The organism is Rickettsiella endosymbiont of Rhagonycha lignosa (genome assembly GCF_964031165.1).
GTDB lineage: Bacteria > Pseudomonadota > Gammaproteobacteria > Diplorickettsiales > Diplorickettsiaceae > Aquirickettsiella.
The window spans coordinates 1,367,311-1,390,832 of record NZ_OZ035011.1 but is presented as its reverse complement, the minus strand read 5'-3'; the positions used below and the strand labels follow the sequence as shown (position 1 = coordinate 1,390,832).

The window sequence follows — 23,522 nt, the reverse complement described above, 5'->3', positions numbered from 1 at the left end:
TATTTTTTAAAATTATAGGCCTATTATTTAAGTCGATTTTAACAAAGTCCAGGGTAAGGCCAGATTAAGTAAAGTATCAACAAGGAAATACAGAAAAATTCCTAGAAAAAATATAACCACTAATACAGCAAACATTAAATCAATTTGCATCTGAGCGTTAGCATTTAACAATAAAAAACCTAAACCTTGATTCGATCCAACCCACTCTCCAATAATGGCTCCTAAAGGAGCCATAGCCGTTGCAAGTCGAATGCCGGAGGCAAGGTTCGGTAACGCCGCTGGAATACGGATTTGATAGAGAACTTGCCAACGATTACTATTCATAATCACAGCGTTGTTTAAATAATTTTCTGGGGTTTGTTTTAAACCATCAAGAAAATTATTGGTGATAGGAAAAAATAACATGAAAGTGGTGGTAATAATCTTAGCCGTTATTCCATAACCAAACCAAAGCACCAATAAGGGAGCAATTGCAAATACTGGTAAAGCTTGGCTGGCCAATAATAAAGGAAGTAAGAAGGCATGCAGTGTACGAAATAAGCACATACTGAGCGCAATGGCTACACCTAATACAATTCCAAAAAATAAGCCAAAGAAAATTTCAGCTAGCGTCGGTAATGTTTGTGAAGTAATTAACCTTACATGGTTAATTAGGCTATGTAAAACTTCAAACGGAGTGGGTAATATGTAATTAGGTAGATGTAAAATACGAATCAAACATTCCCAAATTAGAATAAACCAAACTGGGATGCACATTTTATGAAAAAATAAAGGATAAATTTTTAAAAATAACTGTTTGCAAGCATTAAGTTTTAAAGGGTATAGAGATATCACGAATTTTTGAAGCTGCGTAATTCTATTGCTGAATTGATTACGCAAAACAATAAAGGAAACCATTATTTATGTTCCTGAAGCATACTTAAAAGTTTGGTTTGCCATTGTAATAATTCGGGATTATTTAATGAGCGAGGTGGTAAGTCAGCAAGATCGCAGTTTATAAAATTTATTTTTGCAGGTTCACCTGACATAATTGCAATATGATGTCCCAAACGTAATGCTTCTAAGGGGTCATGTGTCACTAATAATACAGTGTGATCTTTTAATGCGTTTGCTGTTAGTTCTTGTAGGTGATAACGAGTAATGGTATCTAAAGCAGAAAAAGGCTCATCCATCAATACGATAGGCCGCTTTTCTAACAGTACGCGTGCTAACATAGCACGTTGTTGCATTCCACCCGACAATTGTGCAGGGTATTTATTTATGGCGTCATTTAAGCCTAGCTGATGCAATAATTCCCGAGCTTGAATATACGGCTTGTTGTCTCGTCTTAGGCGGTAGCCTAAGACAACATTATCTAAAATAGTTAGCCAAGGTAACAAAGCATGGGTTTGCGGCATATAAGCTAAGCGACCAGCCAAGCCTTTCTGATCGCAGGTGGTGGTGACAGGTGCTGAGATTGAGTTTAATCCGGCGATAAGTTGTAAAAAACGACTTTTGCCAATGCCGCTCATACCTAATAGACAAGTTGTTTGTCCAGCTGCTAAATGGAAATTTAACTGGTCGAATAGAATTTTATCTTGGTAGTGCAAACTTGCGTTACTTACCAATACAGCGGGCGATTTTAACATACACTTTTCCTACGCGGGCATGATCCCGATCAGGTTAGAAGGGTATTTCTCAGCCCAATTATTAGGCACCCCTAAGCGAAAACGCATGGTAACAATCTCATAAGCAAAATAAAAGGGTCAAGACTTAGAAACTTTAGATTTAGTGACTTAATTTGACAGTGTTATTTTTGAACTAAGAGTCCTCCTTGAGTTATTTTAAAAATTGAAGTTTAATGGAATTGATCACACTGATTTAAAACCAATAAAATTATTAAGTGTTTGTCACAAAATTGATCGACCTCATTTCTACTGCGAGGAATAATATGCGTAAAATTTTTAAATTAGTGCTATTAACCAGCATTTTGTTAAGTGTGTCTAGCGTTGTATGGGGAGCCAGCATAGTAAGAGATCTTAATTTTTCTAATTATAAAGGTAGATGGGTGGTTATTAGTTATTGGGCAACATGGTGTGAATATTGTATGGGCGAAATACCTGAATTAAATGCATTTTATCGAGCGCATGCTGACCAGGTTGCGATGTTCGGATTTAATTATGATGATCCAGGAAATTTACAGCAACATATACAACAAAGTGGCGTTATATTTCCTACATTAGTGAATGATCCGAAAGCTGATTTTGGTATACGAGGTATATCTGGTTTGCCAACTACATTTATTATTGGGCCTAATGGTCGATTGAAACATGTATTAGAAGGACCGCAAACAAAACGTAGTTTAGAAAGAGCTGTTGGCTTATAACCTAAAAAACCGGTTCATTGTTTGTTGTGTTATCTTGCTTTTCTGCTGGCATTTGAGTATCAGTATTATTGTTATCTATAGGTACTTCCCCAGGACTATCAATTGCATTGAATGGGGTCGTATCTTCTTGTGTCGATATTCGTGATAAATCATCTTTACGAAAATATTCTAGGATAGAGCCTGGTGTTCCATCAGGTAATAAATTACCTGTGGTGGGATCGATACTTGCCGTTACTATATCAGTAGGTTGTGGCATGGTTTTTTCAGCCTGGCCTTTTAATGCGACACGCATGAAATCAATCCACATAGGTAAAGCGGCTTTTGCACCATATTCTTGAACAGAACTCGGTTGATCGAATCCTATCCAAACAGTTGATACCAAATTACTGTTAAATCCTGTAAACCAAGTATCGACATAATCACTTGTTGTGCCAGTTTTTCCAGCCAGATCATTCCGATTCAACACCCTTGCCTGTGAACCTGTGCCATAACGAATGACATCTTTTAAAGCAGATGTCATGAGGAAAGCGATGTCAGCAGGAATGACTTGTGGTGCATAAGGACTATCTTTTTCATCTGTTAATGGGGGCTCAATTTCTCCGCGCAAACAAGCTTCACAAGCGATTTTAGGTTCTGCCTTATAGATGATTTGACCTTGTTCATTGGTAATATGATCAATTAAATAAGGGGTTATTCGAAAGCCGCCATTAGCAAACACAGCGTATGCTCGAGCTAATTCAAGAGGAGTGACTTCACCGGTGCCGAGTGCTAAAGTAAGATTACGCGGTAATTTTTTTGAGTTAAAACCAAATCTTTTTACATACGTTAATACATAGGGAACATCGATAGCTTGTAATAAGCGAACGGATATAAGATTGATGGATTTAGCTAGAGCAATACGTAAACGCCTTGGGCCGCTGAAAATATGATTATCATTTTGTGGGCGCCAAGGTTCATCACGACCAGGTATATCAAAAACCAATGGAGCGTCATTAAACACATTGGCTAGGGTATATCCCTTAGCTAGAGCAGCTGCATAAATGAAAGGTTTGAACCCTGATCCGGGTTGTCGTTCTGCTTGAACGGCACGATTAAATTTACTTACATTATAATCAAAGCCACCGACTAATGCGCTAATGGCGCCTGTTTGTGGATTTAATGCGACTAAAGCACCTTGTACTTTAGGAATTTGCGATAATTCCCAAGTATTATTTGCAGTTAACTCTACACGAATAACATCGCCGATATGAACTTTATTTTTCAAGACTTCAGGTGGCGGATTTAAATTAGTTGCGTCAAGGTGGGGCACGGTCCAGGCTACACCTTGCCAGGGAATGAAAATCATTTGATTATCGACTAAAAGAGCGGTAATAGCTTGATCAGTCACAGAAATAACAATAGCTGCGTCTAAACCATTGATAGAAGCAACGCGATGTAATGCATTCAAAGTATGAGTTACTTTATTTGCATCTAATGGAGCAATATTTTTTTCTGGTTTCCTATATTCGTGTCGTTTATCGTAAGCTAATAAAGTAACTCCTAAGGCTTTATCAGCAGCAATTTGTTGGGCCGAATTGATTGTGGTATAAACATTGTAACCTTTCAAATAAATATCTTCACCAAAACTTTTATACATCATGTCACGTACCATTTCAGCGACATAAGGTGCTTTAATCATTCCACCGGAATTAGTTTGCGCATGTGTTAACATGGGTGTTGCTATAGCGGATTCATAAACCGCTTTAGAGATATAACCTAATTCATACATACGCATTAAGACATGATCACGACGTTGTTTAGCCGCAATTGGGTTAACTAACGGGTTAATAGCAGAAGGGGCTTTTGGTAAGCCAGCAATAGTTGCCATTTCCGGTAATGTGAGTTGATTAAGTGTTTTATTAAAATAAACTTGCGCAGCGGCGGCAATACCATAAGCGCGATTTCCAAGAAAGATTTTATTAAGGTAAAGTTCTAAAATTTGTTCTTTAGTAAATTCTCGTTCGATTTTTAGTGAGAGCAAAATTTCAGTAAATTTTCTTAAAAAAGTTTTTTCCCGAGATAAATAAAAATTACGCGCAACTTGCATCGTAATGGTACTTCCTCCTTGCACTTTACTTCCTGTGAGCAATACTTCACCCGCAGCACGTAATAAACCATAAAAATCAACACCATGATGTTCTAAAAAGCGCTGATCTTCGGTGGCTAAAAAAGCTTTAACCATCAAATTAGGGACTTCATTCAATCTAACAAGATTTCGGTGTAATTCTCCAAATTCAGCGATAGGTTGTCCATCACTGGTGTAAATCCGCATCGGAATAGGAAGTTGTACGGATTTTAATTCCTCAACATCGGGTAATTGTTTATCAAGATAAATATAAAGGAGACTTCCAGCTACTAAAAGCGTGATAAAAAGGCTTAATAGCATGAAAAAAAAATTACGGAAAAAATGATTCGATCGTTTCATAATGAAAACAGTTGATTAGCTGGGTTCTATCATAACTTAAGTGACTTCCCTCTTAAACAAGGGTTTTAATAAAAATAGTGTGTAATGAGGTCTTTGTACACTTTATTTCGATTAAAAGAAAGTAGCGTTGATTTTTTAACAGTATGACATTTCAAAAATAATAGTTCTCTTATTATGTATTAAATAATTGACAATTTAATATTTAGATGCATAATAAAAGAATAATAAGTTTTAAAAATTTCATTAAAAAATAAAAAAGTATGTATTTTTTCAAGGATAGATTTAAAAATACCCATAATACTGATACTGCGATAGGTTTGGATATAGGTAGCCGTACGATTAAATGGGTTTGTTTAGACCGTAATAATGAGCTTAAAGAATATGCTATTCAAACAATTCCTACCCCAATCGGAGTTGCACAGACAAAAGACATTCCACAGATTGCTGCTGTCTTAAAGGAAACATTGCTAGACAAAGATCATATAAGAAATTGTATATTAAATATTCCCGATATTCTGGTATGTAGTAAATGGGTGAAAATAGACAGCGCTGATTGTCAACATACTGAAAAAATAATTAAATTATTGGTTGAACAATCCATTCCCTATCCTTTGTGTAAACTTTATTTTGATTATCAAATTTTTGATCCCTTGCCCGAAAATCAAGAACATAAAGTTTTACTTGTAGCTTGTCGTAAAGATCATTTAGATTTTCGGTTAGATATCATTCAACAAGCAAATTTAATTCCCATTGCTGTAGAAGTAGGTTCATTTGCTTTAGAAAGGGCATATTGCTTTTTTTATCCTGACAAGATAAATGAAAATGTCATTCTCTTAGATCTAGGAGCAAGTCAGTTAACATTATTGTTTTTTAACGGTACTCAAACAATGGTTTACTGTGAAAATTTTGCCAATATCTTTGAATATGAATGTATTTTATTACAAATTAAACAATGTATAAAAAGATACGCTTTAGCGTATCCATATCTTATTTTAAAAACGCTTTTTCTTATTGGCATAAATATAGCTTTATTAAATTATTTGTTAAATACCTTAGATGGATTTTTAGAATTACAGGTGCAATTATTAAAATTTCCAAATTTCATTAAATGTAGTTCTATCCTAGATAGAGATAAATTAGCACAAAATTTTTCAAGTTTACTTTTAAGTTATGGATTAGCTTTAAGAATCAATTTAAATTTTTAAAATTAAATAGGAAATTCAAACGACTGTTAATTAATCTGTTAGTTTTAAAATAGGGAAATATTGTGAAGCAAATCAATTTATTACCATGGCGAGAACATAAAAATAAATTAAAAATAAGGCGATTTATTCTTGTTTGGTTTTATATTTCATGCTCCTGCCTGATCTTGATATTTGTTACAAAAATTCTCATTATTCAGCAAATAAAACATAATCAATTAGCCTATCAGCGTATTTTTTTACAGATAAAAAATATATCACCTATGATACAAGAAATAAAAAAATTACAATATAAAGAAAAAGAGCTAACAAACATTATAAAAAATATTAAGAGTAATCATCAGCAAGTAAAAAAGATTTTAAATTTTATCAGTCATCTTAAATATTTAATAACACCCGATATTTTTATCCATTTAGTCGCATTTCATCCGCCTTATTTAAGTTTAATAATGCATGCCAAATCGAAAAATGAATATATAAAATTTAAAAAATTATTACAATTGCAATTTGATTCAAAATTACAATCGCTAATTCTTAATCAATTTCAGAATTTGCAATTGGATTTTGTTGTTCAAATGATCTTTAACGAAAATTAAGATTTTATTGGTTTTAAAGTAGATAAGGAGAAGGTTTATTTTAAAAAGAATTGATTTATGGTCTATAAACTTAAAATCTCTTGTTATCTTATCGACTGTTTTTTTTATTTGCATATTAGGTTATTTTTTTACATTACGATCAACCCTTGAAAAGAAAGAAAAAATCTATTTAAAATTTCAATTTTTAAAAAAACAATTAAATAGTCAAATGCTAATAACTTCAAAATATTCTAAATATCAGGAAAAAATTAAAAAATTAAATAAATTTGATTTATGTTTTCAGCAGAAAAATTTTTGGGCAGGTGATTCGAGTAATAAAATAAATTTTCCAAATTTATTACAAATAGAAATCAATTTATCTGGTAATAATAAGAATATTTTTAAGTTTATAAATGAAACAGTCGCGTTGAATAAAATTGTATTAATTAAAGGTTTCAGATGGATTTTTTTTAACTCGCTTACAAAAAATATCAACCAAAATATTATAATTTCATTAAAATTTTATACTTGTAATTATAAAAAATTAATACTAGATTTGTCGAAAATCAACAGATTAGTTGCTAAATCCTTAGTTGAAAATGGTAATTTAACAAAATTTTCTTTAGATAAAATAGTCATGTTAGGCTTTTTATCTGCTGGTAAGTGGCAAAATTGGGGCTTTGTTAGGTTGCCAAATAAACAAATTTGTAGAGTTAAATTAGGTGATTATTTAGGTTTAGAGCAAGGTTTGGTTATAGGTATTTATGCTCCAAAAATTATTATTAAAAATAATAATAATTTAGAAAAAATTATAAATTTGTTAAATAAACCTAAAAAGCTTTTCCATGTTAAAAATTTCACTTAATATAAAATTACTAATCCTTATTTTAACATTACTTTTCAATTGTAAATTATTAGCTAAAGAGAACATCTCTTTAACTTTTCATAATATAAAAATTCGTTCAGCCTTACAGTATTTGTCCGAAATACATGGCAATAATTTAATTATTGATGATAAAATTCAAGGGGAATTTAGCATTTATTTGCACGATATTAATTGGGAGCAGGCTTTAGATACTATTTTGCAAACCCAAGGTCTTGCTAAGCGTTCCATTATTAATGGTTGGTTTATTACCACAGCTGCTCAATTATTAAAACAAGATAGTATTAATTTACAAATCCAACAGACAAAAAGAGAATTATCTCCGTTAATTTTTAAAGTTATACAAATTCGCTATAGAAACGCACTAGATATCAGCAAATTATTAAAAGATAAAACCAATACCCCTTTATCTACACAGGGTAGTGCTAGTGTAGATAATGCGACTAATAGCTTATGGATTAGAGACTCAGTTGAACAACAAAATAAAATTGCAGCATTTATTAGGGAGTTAGATAAACCTATCGCCCAAATTTTGATTGAGGCTCGAATTGTTAGTATTGATCAAAATATGGAAAAAGAAATAGGAGCAAAATTTGGTTCAACTCAAACACAAGCAGCTAATAGACTTATTAAACATCAATTGAAAAATAAGATAAATAATTCTAATACAGGTTTATTGCAATATTTAACAATGGATTTACCTATCACAGGGATTACTTCTGCGACTGGTGCTGTGTCGCTAGGTTTGCGATTAATGCGTTTAGGTCAGAATTCTTTTTTAGATTTAGAATTATCTGCATTAGAAAATGAAGGTGCAGCTCAAGTAATTTCTACCCCACATTTGATTACCGCTGATCAACAGACTGCATTTATAGAAGCAGGTGCTGAAATACCTTATCAAGAAAAAGCCTCGAGCGGTGGGACCAACGTTATATTTAAAAAAGCAGTACTATCGTTAAAAGTAACACCTAGAATTATGCCAGATGAGCGCATAATATTGGACTTAAGGGTCAATCAAGACCAACCCAGTACCTTTATGGCAGTTGATGCTCCAACAATTAAAGCACGCGGAATTAAAACACAAGTTATTGTAAAAAATGCTGAAACGGTTGTATTAGGTGGAATCTATGAGTATTCTCAGAGTAAAATAGAGCAACGGGTTCCTTTTTTAGGTGCTTTACCCATTATAGGTCGATTATTTCGTTTAACTAGGTCGAATAGCAGGCGTAGTGAGCTTTTGATATTTTTAACACCGACTATTTTATACTAAGTTGTTTAGGTTTTATCTATCAGTTTTTTAAATATACGCACATTAATTTGTGAAGAGTACATTTATTTTATTAACGAGCTAACATGCAATTTATTCAATGGCGACATCAACTTCGTAGATTAGACAGTGATCGACTTGTTCATAGCTTAAAAACAGCTATCGCACTATTATTTGGATTGTTAATTTCTTATTTATTTAAGCTACCACTCCAAGGAAGATGGGTTGTTATTACGATTCTAGTGGTAATGTGTGCCCAATCACGTGTCGGTGCGATTTTACAGAAATCATATATGCGTTTTTTAGGCACGGTAATAGGGGCCAGCGTTGCTAGCTTGACCTTATGGCTTGTTTACCCAAATGTTGCTTTGACTATCTTGATTCTATGTGTTGCCACTGCTGTTTTTAGTTATATTGCCGACAGTCCAAGTACTTGGAGTGAAGCAGGTCCTTTAGGAGCAGTGACACTAATTATTATTGTTATTTCTCCAGATCCTAATTTTTATACAGTGATGAGCCGTTTTTTAGAAATCAATTTAGGTATTATTATTGCATTATTAGTATCACGTTTTATCTGGCCTTTGCATTCGCTAACACAATTACGTTATATATTAATAGATACCATACAGAATTTAAAAGCTCTAGCTCAAAAACTAGAAGAGTTTACATTCACGAATGGTGATGGTAATAATACAAAGCTGCAGGAAATTTTTGAAAATAAAATATTGAATAATATAGGAATTCAAAAAAAATTATTTAAAGAAGTAATGAGTGAATCATTTGGTCGATCTAATTTGGAAGAGACATTTAAAAATATTTTAGATGCTGAAAGAGAAATTTTACGTTGTATTACTTTAATGAGGAACGCATTAATGGATTTTTCAGATCAAAATATTTTGATCTTTAATCAGCACGCCAAAATCCAAAAAGTTTATCAAATAACACAGGATTTATTTCAAAGAAGTATCGATAGTCTTAAGAGTAAAGATGAAGATCAAACAGTTGAGGATTTAAAAGAATTTTCCGGTTGGAAAAAAGAAATAAAGCTTCAGCTTAAATCTCTAGAAATAAACCAATCGGATCAATTTGCCCTGGATTTATTTATTTTTAGTGCCGATCGTTTATTAGTTCAATTACAAACGTTGATAATTTTAATAAAGAAAGTTAAAAAATGATGAAGTATTCCAAACATTGCTTAATCCGTGCGCTCTTAAGGCAACCTACCGACCGCACACCAGTATGGATTATGCGTCAAGCAGGTCGTTATTTGCCTGAGTATTGTGCAACGCGTAGTAAAGCAGGTGATTTTTTAACTTTATGTAAAACACCTGAATTGGCTTGTGAAGTCACTTTACAGCCGCTACAACGATTTGATTTAGATGCCGCGATTATATTTTCAGATATCTTGACCATTCCAGACGCAATGGGTTTAGGACTTTATTTTGTCGAAGGAGAAGGACCCAAATTCCATAAACCTATAAGAACGTTAACAGATATTAAAACTTTGCCGATCCCGGATCCCGGAGTCGATTTACGTTATGTAATGGATGCTATTTCATGCACGCGTAAGGAATTAAAAAATAAAATTCCTTTGATTGGATTTGCAGGAAGTCCATGGACACTTGCCTGCTATATGCTAGAAGGAGGAGGTAGTCGAGAATTTAGGCAAGTTAAAACACTCTTATATCAGGAACCTAAGACATTACATCATTTGTTAAACATCTTAACTAAAGCAATTATCTTGTATCTTAATGCACAAATTGCTGCTGGCGCACAGGCCATTATGATTTTTGATACGTGGGGAGGATTATTAACTACTGCGGCGTATCAAGAATTCTCCCTAAATTATATGACACAAATTGTTGCTAATTTAGAGAATCAGAATGCACAAGAAAAAGTACCTATTGTTTTATTTACCAAAGGCGGAAATTTGTGGTTAGAAAAAATAGCCAACTCGGGTTGCGACGCAATAGGTTTGGATTGGACTATCGATATGGGATTTGCCCGCCAAAGACTTTCCAACAAAGTAGCGTTGCAAGGTAATATGGACCCAGCCGTTTTATTCTCCAATCCAGAGAGAATTCGTCAGGAAGTGAAAAATATACTTCAATCGTACGGTACTGGTTCCGGTCATATATTTAATCTAGGCCATGGGATTTCGCAATATACAAAGCCGGAAAATTTAAAAGTATTAGTTAATGCAATACACGAATTAAGCCTTGCTTTCCATTAGAAAATAAAATTTATATTTATTTTTTCCCAGGTGATACCATTCGAAATGGACTTGATTCACTATGATTAAAGTCAGTTCTCGGTTCCTGGTTAAAGATGGTAGCTACGTAAACTAAGATATCGAACTTAGTTGGCTTTGCTGGGTATTGTGGTGAAGGCCGATAATTCTTGCAAAGCAATTTATTATGTCGTTGAAAATCTTGTTCAGATATGTCCAGGGGGTTTTTTTTATACATTTTTTTTATTTATATTAAAGATTTATTAGATTTTTAACCGAATAATAAACTGAAATTTTCATTTTGTAAAAAAATAAATATTAATTTATTTAATCTATACAATATATATAATTTTAAATTAGTAATTGATCTGAAAATTGGATTAAGATAAGATCATTTGTAGGAATATCTATGACAAGGAGGAAATTCTATTTATAAAAAATTTAATATTTTATTTTCTTAATAAGTAAATTAAGTAAATAAAAATAAGGCAATGGAATATATTTTTCTATTTACTATTAGCAAAAATATAAAATTATCCCAATCAATGAGGTTATTATGCCAGCATTAAATAATATAAAAGTTGAAAGAGTTTGTGAGGAAAATAAACAGTTACTGAAAGATTTTGCAGAATATGAATTAAAAAATGAAGAGGGGTTTATAGATCTTAGTTTTCTAGAAATAGAACAGCAAAAACAAATTATTGAAGAGATTATTAAAAACGAAGAATCTAATGTAATAGCTAGTGAAGAAAATTATCAAAAATTAAAATACAAAGCAAAAAATACCAGCGAGCTGTTGGTCTTAGCTCTGGCATTGATAGTTGCAGGGCTTACTTTGGCACCTCTTTTTATTGCATCTTCCGTAATTTTACCTGTTCTTCCAGTTTTATTTTTTGGTGTCGCAATCATAGCAATCACTAATTTATTTTTGAATAGGAAAATTAATCAACTTGAAATCAATGCAACACAAGCTGATAAATTATTAAATCAATTAATTAAATCTAATGTAAGTGATGGGAATGATGGCGAGCAAATTCGAGAGATAAAAAGTGCAACAATAGCTAAGATTAAAATTGATGAGTCAACAGCAAGTAATACTCCCAACATCCCTAAACTTTCAGTTCATCAAGGTATATTTTCAAAAACAAGTCCTCCTTCCATAACTAAGGATGACGACCCAATTGATGAATTGCATAGAGAAAGCACTTCAAACATTACACACAGCTAAAAAAAAGACCATTTTTGTGAATACAAAGATGGTCTTTATAAGTAAAAATTCTAAATTTTTGATGGGTTGTCTAATCGCTGGTTTTTTTGTTGAGCTAAAGATAAAATACTATAACCTGCAATCCCAGATAAAACTGAACCGGTAAAAACTCCTAAGCGAACTAAAGTAGTTAATTCATTGTCTCCGAAAGCTAGACTGGCAATAAATAAACTCATCGTAAAACCTATCCCACAAATCAGAGCAGTTCCATAAATATGCCACCAGTTCACTTGGTAGGGTAATTTAGCCAGCTTAGTTTTTACTGCCAGCCAACTAGCCCCGAAAATCCCTAATTGTTTACCCAAAAATAATCCGGCAATTATTCCCAAAGGTAGTGGATGAATAAAAGTCGATAATTTTATATTCGAAAAAGATAGACCGGCATTGGCAAAAGCAAACAGCGGTAAAATTCCGTAAGCTATCCATGGATGTAATTGATGTATTAAATGATGCAGCAGAGAATTAAAATTTTTATTGTTGCTACTTAAAGGAATTGTGAATCCAAATAATACGCCCGCAATCGTTGCATGAATACCCGAATTGAGTATTAGTATCCATAAAGTTATGCCTAACAAGCAATAAGGAAGAAATCGTTGAATTTTAAAATAGTTTAAGCTTAGTAATCCGATAAAAGTCAGTAAGGATAAAAATAAATATAGCCAGCCTATTTGCTGAGTATAAAAAATGGCGATGACGATAATTGCACCAAGGTCATCAATGATAGCTAATGCCATTAAGAAAATTTTTAAAACAACGGGTATATGCTTGCCAAGGAGTGATAGTACTCCTAACGAAAAGGCAATATCGGTCGCCATAGGTATTGCCCAACCCGATATAAGCTGAGGATATCCATGATTAATGGTTAAATAAACTAAAGCCGGAATTATCATTCCACCTATTGCCGCTAGTGTGGGTAACAACGCTTTAGTGAGTGTATTGAGTTCTCCTTGAACTACTTCGCGTTTAATTTCTAGGCTGACTAAAAAAAAGAAAATAGTCATCAATCCATCATTAATAAAATGTAAAAAAGAAAAATGGATGCTTGGCCCTAGGCTTATGTCGAAATTTAGAAATGTTTGATAATAAGTTTGCCAGCTCGAATTAGCGAGAATTAAAGCTAATAGCGTGGCAATTCCTAAAGAAATGCCGCCTGAAGCCTCTAGCTGTATAAATTTATGTAGAAACTTGATGCGCATTTAATTAATTTCCTTAGCATCAATAGGCCATTTACACTGGCCAGATAATTTATTAATGCTAGTTAAACGGTTTTGATGCGCTATTAATTCTTCGTTAGTGGCATAAATAATAGGTAATAATATAATTTCTTCGGTAATTTTTTTATGTGCAGTCGTTTGCATAGCATGTGATATCTGTTCTTCAGTGAACAGATGGGTTTGGCCACCGGTCATGGCGAGGTAAACTCGAGCTAACAATTCAGCATCCAATAAAGCACCATGCTTATCACGTTTCGAATTATCGATATCATAGCGTTTGCAAAGCGCATCTAAGCTATTGCGTTGTCCCGGGTGTAATTGACGAGCTAATGGAAGCGTATCTAAAACTTGGCAATAATCTGTAATTTTTTTATACTTTTTTTTGGTTAATTTTAATTCGTTATCTAAAAAGCCTAGATCGAAGGGTGCATTATGGATAATAAGTTGGGAACCTTGAATGAATTCCAATAATTTTTCTGCAATAGTTTTAAATAAGGGTTTATCCAGAAGGAATTCGGTGCTTAAGCCATGAACTGCAAACGCACCGGCCTCACTATCTCGACCTGGATTTAAGAAACAATGAAATTGTTGTTTAGTGAGACGACGGTCGATCATTTCCAAGCAGCCTATTTCAATGATCTTGTGGCCGTCATTAACGTCTCTGCCAGTGGTTTCAGTATCTAAAATGATTTGGCGCATAATTAAAGAATTAAGTTAAATTGACAGAGTAATGTTACGTGCTGCTAGAGAAAATGGCTAGCCTTAATAAAATCTTAATAAATAGGTGTCTAATATTAGCTACAATTTAAAGGGAATTTAGAACCTTAAGATACTCTGTGAGATAACTGTATGCCAAGAATAAAAGATATTGTTTTAGCTTCTCTGCTTAAAGATACTTCTAATGATTCTTTTCTTAAACAAGAAGAGGCCATTAATCCAACTGCCAACAAAAAAATTAAAATGGAAACTTTAACTCCCCCAGAATTAGTTAAAGAATTTGATATAGACTTTAGATCTTATTTTGAGGTGCTTATAGGAGAGGATAGGGAAAGTTTACCAAAAACTATTTTTTTTAAAACGGAACATAGGAAAAGCATCGAAGCTAATCTTGTAAAGAAGGTCCAGATACAAATTTCAGAAGAGCATAATTATTGTAAAAAATATGAAAAAAACTAGTATAGATTTGCGGTCTATATAAATGTTAAGTTATTAACTGAACTAAAATTTTATCGAGCTGAATTTAAATTAATTTATAAATGTATGTAGCTGGCTTTGTAATTTAGTGTGAATAGCCGTAAAATCGGTTAAACGTTGTTGTTCTTGAGCAATAATTTCTGGAGGTGCATTTTTGACAAAAGCCGCATTGTCTAATTTGGATTTTGCTCGTTCGATTTCTTTTTCTATTTTTAGAATTTCTTTTTTTAAGCGTAGTGCTTCAGCTTCAATATCAATTAATCCTTCCATGGGAATAAATAATTCTAAGTTGCCAACTAAACCCATAGCATAGTTAGCATTTTTGTCTTTTTCTATTACCCAATTTATTTCACTTATTTTAGCAAGATTCATAATCTCCTTAAGAAAAAGGTGACTGTTTTCACGATCTTTTTCATTTCCTTTGTAAAGCAATAAGGGAATTTTTTTACCTGGAGCTATATTCATTTCGCTACGTAGAGTACGAATCGTATGCACAATAGATTTTAGCCAAATTAAATCCTGTTCTGCGTTGGTATCTTTTTTATTTTTATTAAATACGGGATAGCTCTTAATCATTAAACTATTTCCTGTTTCATCGGCTAATGGCGCGATGGTTTGCCAAATTTCTTCGGTTACAAAGGGCATTAAAGGATGTAGTAAGCGTAAACAGGTTTCTAAAACAAAAATTAAGCAGGTCAAGGTTTCTTGTCCTGCGGGTGAGTTAGCATTGGCTAAAATCGGTTTAGCTAATTCAACATACCAATCACAATATTCATTCCAAATAAATTCATAAATCGTTTGTGCCATTAGATCAAATCGATAATCTTGAAAATGCTTATGCATATCAGCAATAGTGTTTTGCAATAAAGAATAAAAAGCACGGTTAATGGAGAGAGTTAGTGGGGACAATGATTTAAAGCTTGTTTGATTAGACGTATATGTTAGAACAAAACGTGATGCATTCCAAAGCTTATTGCAAAAATTTCGGTAGCCTTCAGTTCGATTCAAATCAAAACGTATATCGCGTGTAGGTGAGGCTAATGCACAAAAAGTGAATCGTAAAGCATCAGTGCCTAATGCAGGAATTCCTTGTGGAAATTGTTGTTTAGTAGACTGTTCAATTTTTTTGGCCATTTGTGGCTTTAATAAACCTTGAGTACGTTTTGCTACTAAATCATCAAGGCTAATACCTAATATTACATCGAGAGGATCTAAAACATTACCTTTCGATTTGGACATTTTTTGGCCTTCATGATCTCGTATCAAACCAGTTACATAGACTTCTTTAAAGGGAACCTTACCCGTAAAATGTAGTCCCAGCATTAACATACGAGCTACCCAAAAAAAGATAATATCAAATCCGGTTACTAAAACATTAGTCGGATAAAAAGAGGCTAATTCTTTAGTAGCTTCTGGCCAGCCTAAAGTGACAAAAGGCCAAAGTGCTGATGAAAACCAAGTATCTAATACATCTTCATCTTGTTTAAGTGTCACTTTAGGATCTAAGGAGTATTGCTGGCGAATACTTTTTTCATCTTTGCCAACATAGAATTGGCCTAGTTCATTATACCAGGCAGGAATTCGATGTCCCCACCAAAGCTGTCGGCTAATACACCAATCTTCAATATTTTCTAGCCATTGTAAACAAACCTTTCGCCAAGTTTCTGGAATAAAATCAAGTTGTCCTTGAGTGATGGTTAGGATAGCGGTTTTAGCTAAGGGTTGCATCGACATAAACCATTGATCGGTAAGATAGGGTTCTATCACAACGCCTGAGCGATCCCCACGCGGAATTTTTACTTGATAAGCTTCTATCTTCTCTACTAACCCGAGTTGCTCTAAATCGTTGATGATTTTTTTTCGTGCAACAAAGCGTTCTAAACCGCGAAAGTTTTCAGGAACATGTTCATTAAGATATGCATTGGGTGTGAAAATATTAATGCTAGTTAAACCATGCCTTTGTGCAGTTGCATAATCATTAAAATCATGTGCGGGAGTGATTTTTATGCAACCACTACCAAAAGTTGGTTCAACTGACATGTCTGCAATTATTGGAATAACACGGTCAGTTAAGGGGAGTTTTATTTGTTTTCCAATGTAAGATTGATAGCGGAGATCATCCGGATGTACGGCTACGGCGACATCTCCAAATAAAGTTTCGGGTCTTGTAGTGGCGACTAATAAAAAATCATTGCTATTTAATAATGGATAGCGAATAGTCCATAAGTATCCAGGTTCTTCTTGGTTGATCACCTCAAGATCAGAAACTGCTGTTAAAAGTTGAGGATCCCAGTTTACCAAACGTTTACCCCGATAAATTAAACCTTGTTTATATAAATCAATGAATACTTTTTCTACAGCTGCAGAAAAATGTTCATCGCGAGTAAATCGTTCTCGTGTCCAATCTATGGAAGCACCCATATAACGCAATTGTTCTGTTATCATGCCGCCAGATTTCTTTTTCCATTCCCAAATGGCTTCTACAAATAATTCACGCCCTAAGTCATGTCGAGATTTTCCTTGAGCCAACAATTGACGTTCTACTACCATTTGTGTGGCAATGCCTGCATGATCCGTGCCGCCTTGCCATAAAACATTTTTTCCACACATGCGTTGATATCGAATTAATGCATCCATCAACGTTACTTGAAAACCATGCCCCATATGCAAACTTCCCGTTACATTGGGAGGTGGAAGTACGATGCAATAGGGTTCACCTTGACCAGAAGGTTGAAAATAAGTATTCATTTCCCATTGTTTTCGCCAATGAGCTTCTATCTTTTTAGAGTCATAATTTTTATTAATCATGATGTGCTTATATTATGCATGGTTAATTGACAGTTCTGTGCTTTATAAAATTTATATTTCTGGCGCGATTGATTTTTATTTTTTGTTTCTTCTGATACCACTTCAATAATACGCGAGAATTCAGGAAAGTAGGTTGGAACTTCATGACTAAGATTAAATAAAATCTCAGCATCAAGTTTACTGGGTTTTTTGGTAGCAATATTTACAGATATCACCGGGTTGAGGGTTGAATTAGCTCCTAAGTAACTATGAGGAATAAAACTAATATCACGAAAGATCCATAGCAAATCATCTAAACGTTGACCTTCCTCATCCGAATTAACCTGAATATAAATTTTTTTTTGCAGAAGATAGGCTTTATCGACTAATCGGCAGATAAAACGATAAACATCTTCTTGCATAAGGGTATTTAATATATAAAAGTCGACTGTTGGATTTGGCATATGATTTTATAATGTAATGCTAGGATGGATAATCTTCAGAATGACTATTTTCTGTTAGGGTTTGTATAGAATGTAGAGGCTTAGTGTTAGTTTTTTTTACTGCAGCTAACATTCCTGGGTCCCGTGCTTTTTCAGCGAGTTCATTAAATGGATGGATTTTCGCATATTCGATTATCTGATGAGCATAAGATAATCCACTTTGTAAATTTTTGCTTTTGTATAATGAAAGTACACAAGACTGAATATCTGTGTTCGGATTATTAGCAACAATAGATTGACATTTTAAGCGCAATTTTTCTAAAATTTGTGTGGCAACAACCAGATTTTTACACGGTCTAAACAAATCAGCAGCATGAGCGCCGATTTCTGGAAGCCATCGACTAGAAATTTGCATCAAGCCGATTTCTAGATTTTTTCCTTGTGCAATTTGAGTTTGCGTATACTGAACAGCAGCAGGAATCGTTTTAAAAGTCTTAGTATCGTCATCAACAGTAACGACTAATGGGTTATTTCGGGTTCCGGTTTGTATCATGGCATAGGGGATAGCGTTGTCAGCATATAAACTGCAAGCTAAAATTAGTGTTACTAAATCCATGATGATGCCCCAATCAGTATACTAAATTATTTTCTTAAAAAGGAAATATACCTAGGCTTCCCTTCGCTTGGCAAGAGATTTAAGACAATGGAGAAATAATCAATGGCTTAAAAACGCAAATAAAAGCTATTTTTGTAAAGCTTACTATTAACCTGGAGGCCAACGCAGCAGTCTACCGCCTAGCAGATGTAGATGTAGATGGAAAACTTCTTGTCCGCCATCTTTATTACAATTAAAAACTGTTCGATAGCCAGACTGAGCAATATTTTCTTTTTTAGCTAAATGACGAGCTATTTGTAATATATTTCCTGCTAGCAGCGTATCATTCTCTGTCAGATCATTAAGTGTTGCGATATGCTTTTTGGGTACAATTAATTGATGAATAGGGGCACATGGGTGTCTATCATTAAAGGCAATAATATTTTCATCTTGATAGGTTATTTCAGCGGGGAGTTCTTTTTTAATAATTTTGCAGAAAATACAGTCCATAATAAGCCTTATTAACTGGGCTAGCCTAAGTCGTAAAGTTTGTTTATTATACTCGTCGCACTTTGATTTTTGACTGTGTTGCTTCTCACTTCGCAATCCTCATGTATATTAATACACTTCGGTTGCTTCAGTATGCAGTCTACTTCCAAACCAAATTGCTGTAAGTATATTATGCAATAAAAGTAGAATTTTAGGAAATATAAAATTATGAATGCGCTTGTAAAATTAGGTCCAGGGAAAAAAGTCCCCGATGAAATAAATGTAGTGATAGAAATTCCTAGCCATAGTGACCCGATTAAATATGAGGTAGATAAAGAAACAGGTGCATTACGTGTTGATCGTTTTTTAGGCACAGCCATGTACTATCCCTGTAATTACGGTTATGTCCCTTCTACATTATCAGAAGATGGTGATCCCGTTGATGTTTTGGTAGTAGCCCCTTTTCCATTGTTAATCGGTTGTGTGATCTGTTGCCGACCTATTGGAATGTTAAAGATGGAAGATGAATCAGGCATCGATGCGAAAATTTTAGCTGTGCCTATCGATAAATTATCTTCACTGTATCACCAAGTAAAAACTTGGCAAGATTTACCTGAACAACTCACACAAAGTATCCAACATTTCTTTGAACATTATAAGGATTTAGAAGTTGGAAAATGGGTTAAAGTGACAGGCTGGGTAGGACCTGAACAAGCAAGAATTGAAATTGAGGCGAGTATGAGTCGTTATAAACAATAAACTTAATACTCTTCGCACTTGAGCTTTTGTCTGTGTTACCGCTCAATTCACAATCCTCATTGTGATTGTATATACCCGATTATTGCATCGACACAGCACTAGTCAAAAATTCAATTGCTGTGAGTATATGGTCTTTTCACTAATATTATCGGAATATGGTATGTACCAATCAGGTAAAATTCTCATCTTTACAAGCAGTATATACCCTTGAAAATACTTGCGCTAAGATGAGACACTTAAATTTGTAGATTGATTAATGAAAATGCAAGCTCATGGATTTGACGTTAAATGAAATAGGGTATTGGTTAGCCCTATATACCGTGCCGCGCTGTGGTTTTAGCACAGTTTCGATGCTCTTAAAAAAATTTACTACTCCCAAACAAATCTTATTAGCCTCGCATGAAGAATTGCTTGCTGCAGGGGTCAATTCAAAATTAGCCAGTAACTTACTAAAACCAGATTGGAAAACAGTAGAGCTTTGTTTACGTTGGGAAGAACAGCCACAGTGTTATATTTTACATTGGGGTGACTTACATTATCCGGCATTATTGCGTGAAATTTCTTCTCCACCACTAATTTTATTTGTTAAGGGAGAGTTATCTCTTTTGCAACTGCAGCAGCAAGCCTTGGCCATAGTGGGGGCTCGCAACCCTACCTATACGGGCTTAGAGATTGCCCATCAACTAGCAAACGAATTAAATGCTCTTGGATTTGTTATTATCAGTGGATTGGCAAGGGGTATTGATGGCGCAGCACATCTAGGAGCTTTGTTAAATAAAGGAATAACAGGGGCTGTATTAGGGAGTGGTTTAGAACATATTTATCCAGCTTGTCATCAATCTTTAGCTTTGAATATTTTGGAAAAAAGAGGGGTGTTGATTTCTGAATTTTTTCCTTATTCCTCACCCAAGGCAGAGTATTTTCCTAGGCGAAATAGGATAATTAGTGGTATGAGTTTAGGTGTTATCGTGGTAGAAGCAACATTGCGGAGTGGGTCATTAATCACTGCACGCTATGCATTGGACCAAGGTCGAGAGGTATTTGCTATTCCCGGTTCTATTCGCAATCCTTTAAGTCAAGGTTGTCATGCATTATTAAAAGAAGGGGCTACACTGGTTGAGAGTTGTGAGGATATTATACAAGGACTCTCATTTTTACCTACAATGAAGCAACATGAGATTGATAATCATCAAAATTGCGAATTAAATGGCAATACAAACAAAAACTCAACTGTGAAAAGTATATCTAGACTTGATTCACAGGATAGAAAGCTTGTAGAGTGCCTTGGATTTGAAATGACAAGTATAGATATTTTGATGCTAAGAACTGGCTTAACTATCGATAAACTGCTTGCTTGTTTATCGACACTGCAACTACAAGGGTATATTGACGTAGTTCCTGGGGGCTACGTGAGGAAATAAAAGATGGCAAAAAATCTATTGATTGTAGAATCGCCAGCAAAGGCTAAAACAATCAAGAAATATTTAGGTAAAGACTTTGAAGTTTTGGCCTCCTATGGCCATGTTCGTGATCTAATACCTAAAGAAGGTGCTGTGAATCCAGAGCAGGGTTTTGCTATGCAATATGCTCTGATTGAAAAGAATGCTAAGCATATGGATATGATTATTAAAGCATTTAAAAATGCCGATGCTTTATATCTTGCGACTGATCCGGATCGTGAAGGAGAAGCCATTGCGTGGCATATTTATGAAATTCTAAAACAAAAAAAACTGCTAAAAAATAAGCCGATTTATCGTGTAGTCTTTCATGAAATTACTAAATCAGCAGTTAATGCAGCTGTAGAAAATCCACGTCATATTGCTATGGATTTGGTTAATGCACAGCAAGCACGCCGAGCATTAGATTATTTAGTCGGTTTTACCTTATCACCTTTATTATGGAAAAAAGTCCGTCGCGGTTTGTCTGCAGGACGTGTTCAAAGTCCCGCTTTACGATTAATTGTTGAACGTGAAGAAGAAATCGAAGCTTTTAAATCTCAAGAATATTGGACAATAACGGCTAATAATGAATCAGACGAAAAACTTTTCGAGGCGCGTTTAATTCAGTATCAGCAAGAAAAACTTAATCAATTTAGTATTACTACCAAAGAGCAAGCCACTACAATTAAGGAAAATTTGCAACAATTGGCACAGGGTTATTTACAGGTTATAAATATTGAGAAAAAACAACGAAAACGTAATCCTGCAGCACCTTTTACCACATCTACATTGCAACAAGAAGCCGGTCGTAAATTAGGATTTACAGCGCAGCGAACAATGCGCCTTGCACAACAACTTTACGAAGGAATTGATGTCGGTGAAGGTTTAGTTGGATTAATTACTTATATGCGAACGGATTCTGTTCATTTATCTAATGAAGCTATAGTATCGATACGTGAACTGATTTTACAACGCTATGGGGAAAAAGATTTACCCGAGTCTCCTCGGCATTTTCGAACGAAAAGTCGTAATGCACAAGAGGCACATGAAGCTATCCGACCCACACATGTAGAATTTTCTCCTGAGCAACTAAAAAAACATTTAGTCCCTGATCAATTTAAATTATATGAACTTATTTGGAAACGTGCGGTTGCCTCGCAGATGATGCATGCCACTATCGACACAGTGGCAATTGATTTGAGTGCAAAAGCAGCGAAGGATCATTGTTTTCGAGCTAATGGATCGACTATTGTGCATGCGGGTTTTATGGCAGTTTATTTAGAAAGTTATGATGATAGCAAAGCCAAAGCATCAGATGATGATAGAACTAAATCTGAAGAAGAGAGCATGTTGCCAGCATTAAAAATAGGGGATCAAGTGAATCTTATCGACATTAGTGCCGATCAACATTTTACTGAACCCCCTCCACGTTACAGCGAGGCAAGCTTAGTTAAGGCCTTAGAAGAACGAGATATTGGTCGACCTTCAACCTACGTGCCTATTATTTCAACTTTACAGCAAAGGGAATATGTCACGCTGGATCAAAAAAGATTTAAACCGACTGATGTTGGTAGAATAGTGAATAAATTTCTTACGCGTTATTTTATGCAATATGTTGATTATGCATTTACAGCGCGATTAGAAGATGAACTTGATCAAATTTCTAGGGGAGAAAAAGAATGGGTTCCTTTGTTACAAGATTTTTGGACTCCGTTTAAAACACTCATAGAGACAACTGAAGAAACTGTCCAACGAAAAGATGTGACTCAAGAAGCTTTAGACGAAAATTGTCCTAAATGTGGTAAAACTTTATCGATACGTTTAGGTAAGCGCGGTAGGTTTATTGGGTGCTCAGGATACCCCGAATGTGATTATACGAGAAACATGGAAGGAGAGGTTACAACAGTAAGTGAGCCTGAGGTTGTACAAGGTCGTTTATGTCCGGATTGCGGTCATTCTTTACATATTAAAATTGGTCGTTATGGGAAGTTTATTGGTTGCAGTAACTATCCTAAATGTAAACATATAGAGCCTTTAGAAAAACCAGCAGATACGCGAATAGAATGCCCTGAATGTCATAAAGGTACATTACTGAAACGTAAATCCCGATACGGTAAAATTTTCTTTTCTTGTTCTACTTACCCTACCTGTACTTATGCAGTATGGAATGAACCAATCGAGCAAGCATGTCCGCGCTGTGCTTGGCCTGTGATGACAATTAAAACAACCAAACGTCGTGGGACTGAAAAAGTTTGCCCTCGTAAAGAATGCGGCTATGCTGAACCTATGCCAGAAGAAAAATGATACTCTTCGCGCTTAAATTTTTTTCTGCGTTACACTCAATTCACA

At 34.4% G+C, this 23,522-nt stretch carries 21 protein-coding genes and 1 riboswitch; of the genes, 12 read left to right on the top strand and 9 right to left on the bottom strand.

The annotated features are described in order from the left end of the window. Positions 1-27: 27 nt before the first annotated feature. Together AAHI99_RS06155 and AAHI99_RS06150 are read right to left on the bottom strand one after the other, a co-directional pair. On the bottom strand, positions 28-897 hold the full coding sequence (locus tag AAHI99_RS06155; RefSeq protein WP_342227404.1) for an ABC transporter permease: 870 nt from the start codon (positions 895-897) through the stop codon (positions 28-30). Then, positions 897-1,628 (bottom strand): ABC transporter ATP-binding protein, encoded by a 732-nt coding sequence (locus tag AAHI99_RS06150; protein ID WP_342227403.1) that lies wholly within the window; start codon positions 1,626-1,628, stop codon positions 897-899. The genes AAHI99_RS06155 and AAHI99_RS06150 overlap by 1 nt, the downstream gene beginning before the upstream one ends. Then, positions 1,618-1,711: riboswitch (TPP riboswitch) on the bottom strand. It overlaps the preceding gene by 11 nt. A 219-nt stretch (positions 1,712-1,930) precedes the next feature. Between AAHI99_RS06150 and AAHI99_RS06145 the strand changes: the two genes are divergently transcribed. Then, positions 1,931-2,365 (top strand): TlpA disulfide reductase family protein, encoded by a 435-nt coding sequence (locus tag AAHI99_RS06145; protein WP_342227402.1) that lies wholly within the window; start codon positions 1,931-1,933, stop codon positions 2,363-2,365. Position 2,366: 1 nt separating this feature from the next. On the opposite strand, the gene AAHI99_RS06140 is transcribed toward AAHI99_RS06145, so the two are convergent. Further along, entirely contained in the window at positions 2,367-4,829 is a 2,463-nt protein-coding gene (locus tag AAHI99_RS06140; protein ID WP_342227401.1) for a penicillin-binding protein 1A, read from the bottom strand. Positions 4,830-5,089: 260 nt separating this feature from the next. Here AAHI99_RS06140 and pilM point away from each other — a divergent pair, with 260 nt between their 5' ends. The 7 genes from pilM (at position 5,090) to AAHI99_RS06105 (ending at position 12,214) form a co-directional block, all read left to right on the top strand. Then, on the top strand, positions 5,090-6,034 hold the full coding sequence (gene pilM, locus AAHI99_RS06135) for a type IV pilus biogenesis protein PilM (RefSeq protein ID WP_342227400.1): 945 nt from the start codon (positions 5,090-5,092) through the stop codon (positions 6,032-6,034). A 62-nt stretch (positions 6,035-6,096) separates the two neighbouring features. Next, a complete protein-coding gene (locus AAHI99_RS06130) occupies positions 6,097-6,627 on the top strand; it encodes a hypothetical protein (RefSeq protein ID WP_342227399.1) in 531 nt (176 codons plus the stop codon). 208 nt (positions 6,628-6,835) lie between these two features. Further along, on the top strand, positions 6,836-7,471 hold the full coding sequence (locus AAHI99_RS06125) for a pilus assembly protein PilP (protein ID WP_342227398.1): 636 nt from the start codon (positions 6,836-6,838) through the stop codon (positions 7,469-7,471). Beyond that, positions 7,452-8,759, top strand: coding sequence for a type IV pilus secretin PilQ (locus tag AAHI99_RS06120; protein ID WP_342227397.1), 1,308 nt, complete (start codon positions 7,452-7,454; stop codon positions 8,757-8,759). The genes AAHI99_RS06125 and AAHI99_RS06120 overlap by 20 nt, the downstream gene beginning before the upstream one ends. 83 nt (positions 8,760-8,842) lie before the next feature. Continuing rightward, positions 8,843-9,931: an FUSC family protein gene (locus AAHI99_RS06115; RefSeq protein WP_342227396.1), complete on the top strand. Its 1,089-nt coding sequence runs from the start codon at positions 8,843-8,845 to the stop codon at positions 9,929-9,931. Then, a complete protein-coding gene (gene hemE, locus AAHI99_RS06110; RefSeq protein ID WP_425288713.1) occupies positions 9,928-10,989 on the top strand; it encodes a uroporphyrinogen decarboxylase in 1,062 nt (353 codons plus the stop codon). Before AAHI99_RS06115 ends, hemE begins: the two co-directional genes overlap by 4 nt. Positions 10,990-11,542: 553 nt before the next feature. Beyond that, entirely contained in the window at positions 11,543-12,214 is a 672-nt protein-coding gene (locus AAHI99_RS06105) for a hypothetical protein (protein WP_342227395.1), read from the top strand. A gap of 50 nt (positions 12,215-12,264) precedes the next feature. Here the strand turns inward: AAHI99_RS06105 and nhaA are convergent, their stop codons facing one another. After that, the gene (gene nhaA / locus AAHI99_RS06100) at positions 12,265-13,449 is read right to left on the bottom strand and encodes a Na+/H+ antiporter NhaA (RefSeq protein WP_342227394.1); all 1,185 of its coding nucleotides are present in this window, start codon (positions 13,447-13,449) and stop codon (positions 12,265-12,267) included. Then, positions 13,450-14,166 (bottom strand): DNA polymerase III subunit epsilon, encoded by a 717-nt coding sequence (gene dnaQ, locus AAHI99_RS06095; protein ID WP_342227393.1) that lies wholly within the window; start codon positions 14,164-14,166, stop codon positions 13,450-13,452. It abuts the gene before it with no gap. Positions 14,167-14,316: 150 nt separating this feature from the next. Here dnaQ and AAHI99_RS06090 point away from each other — a divergent pair, with 150 nt between their 5' ends. Further along, positions 14,317-14,643 carry a hypothetical protein gene (locus AAHI99_RS06090; protein WP_342227392.1) on the top strand — a complete coding sequence of 109 codons (327 nt, stop codon included), beginning with the start codon at positions 14,317-14,319 and terminating at the stop codon, positions 14,641-14,643. Positions 14,644-14,712: 69 nt separating this feature from the next. Here the strand turns inward: AAHI99_RS06090 and AAHI99_RS06085 are convergent, their stop codons facing one another. From AAHI99_RS06085 to AAHI99_RS06070, 4 genes are all read right to left on the bottom strand, one after another. Next, positions 14,713-17,469, bottom strand: coding sequence for a valine--tRNA ligase (locus AAHI99_RS06085; protein WP_342227391.1), 2,757 nt, complete (start codon positions 17,467-17,469; stop codon positions 14,713-14,715). Continuing rightward, on the bottom strand, positions 17,466-17,912 hold the full coding sequence (locus AAHI99_RS06080; protein ID WP_425288712.1) for a DNA polymerase III subunit chi: 447 nt from the start codon (positions 17,910-17,912) through the stop codon (positions 17,466-17,468). The genes AAHI99_RS06085 and AAHI99_RS06080 overlap by 4 nt, the downstream gene beginning before the upstream one ends. A 19-nt stretch (positions 17,913-17,931) precedes the next feature. Beyond that, entirely contained in the window at positions 17,932-18,507 is a 576-nt protein-coding gene (locus tag AAHI99_RS06075) for a hypothetical protein (RefSeq protein ID WP_342227389.1), read from the bottom strand. A gap of 147 nt (positions 18,508-18,654) precedes the next feature. Continuing rightward, positions 18,655-18,996, bottom strand: a complete 342-nt coding sequence (locus AAHI99_RS06070) for a histidine triad nucleotide-binding protein (protein WP_342227388.1) — start codon at positions 18,994-18,996, stop codon at positions 18,655-18,657. A gap of 207 nt (positions 18,997-19,203) precedes the next feature. Here AAHI99_RS06070 and ppa point away from each other — a divergent pair, with 207 nt between their 5' ends. From ppa to topA, 3 genes are all read left to right on the top strand, one after another. Beyond that, positions 19,204-19,734 (top strand): inorganic diphosphatase, encoded by a 531-nt coding sequence (gene ppa, locus AAHI99_RS06065; protein ID WP_339050056.1) that lies wholly within the window; start codon positions 19,204-19,206, stop codon positions 19,732-19,734. Positions 19,735-20,006: 272 nt separating this feature from the next. Then, positions 20,007-21,155 (top strand): DNA-processing protein DprA, encoded by a 1,149-nt coding sequence (dprA, locus tag AAHI99_RS06060; RefSeq protein WP_342227387.1) that lies wholly within the window; start codon positions 20,007-20,009, stop codon positions 21,153-21,155. Positions 21,156-21,158: 3 nt separating this feature from the next. After that, positions 21,159-23,477, top strand: coding sequence for a type I DNA topoisomerase (gene topA, locus AAHI99_RS06055; protein ID WP_342227386.1), 2,319 nt, complete (start codon positions 21,159-21,161; stop codon positions 23,475-23,477). Positions 23,478-23,522: the final 45 nt, after the last annotated feature.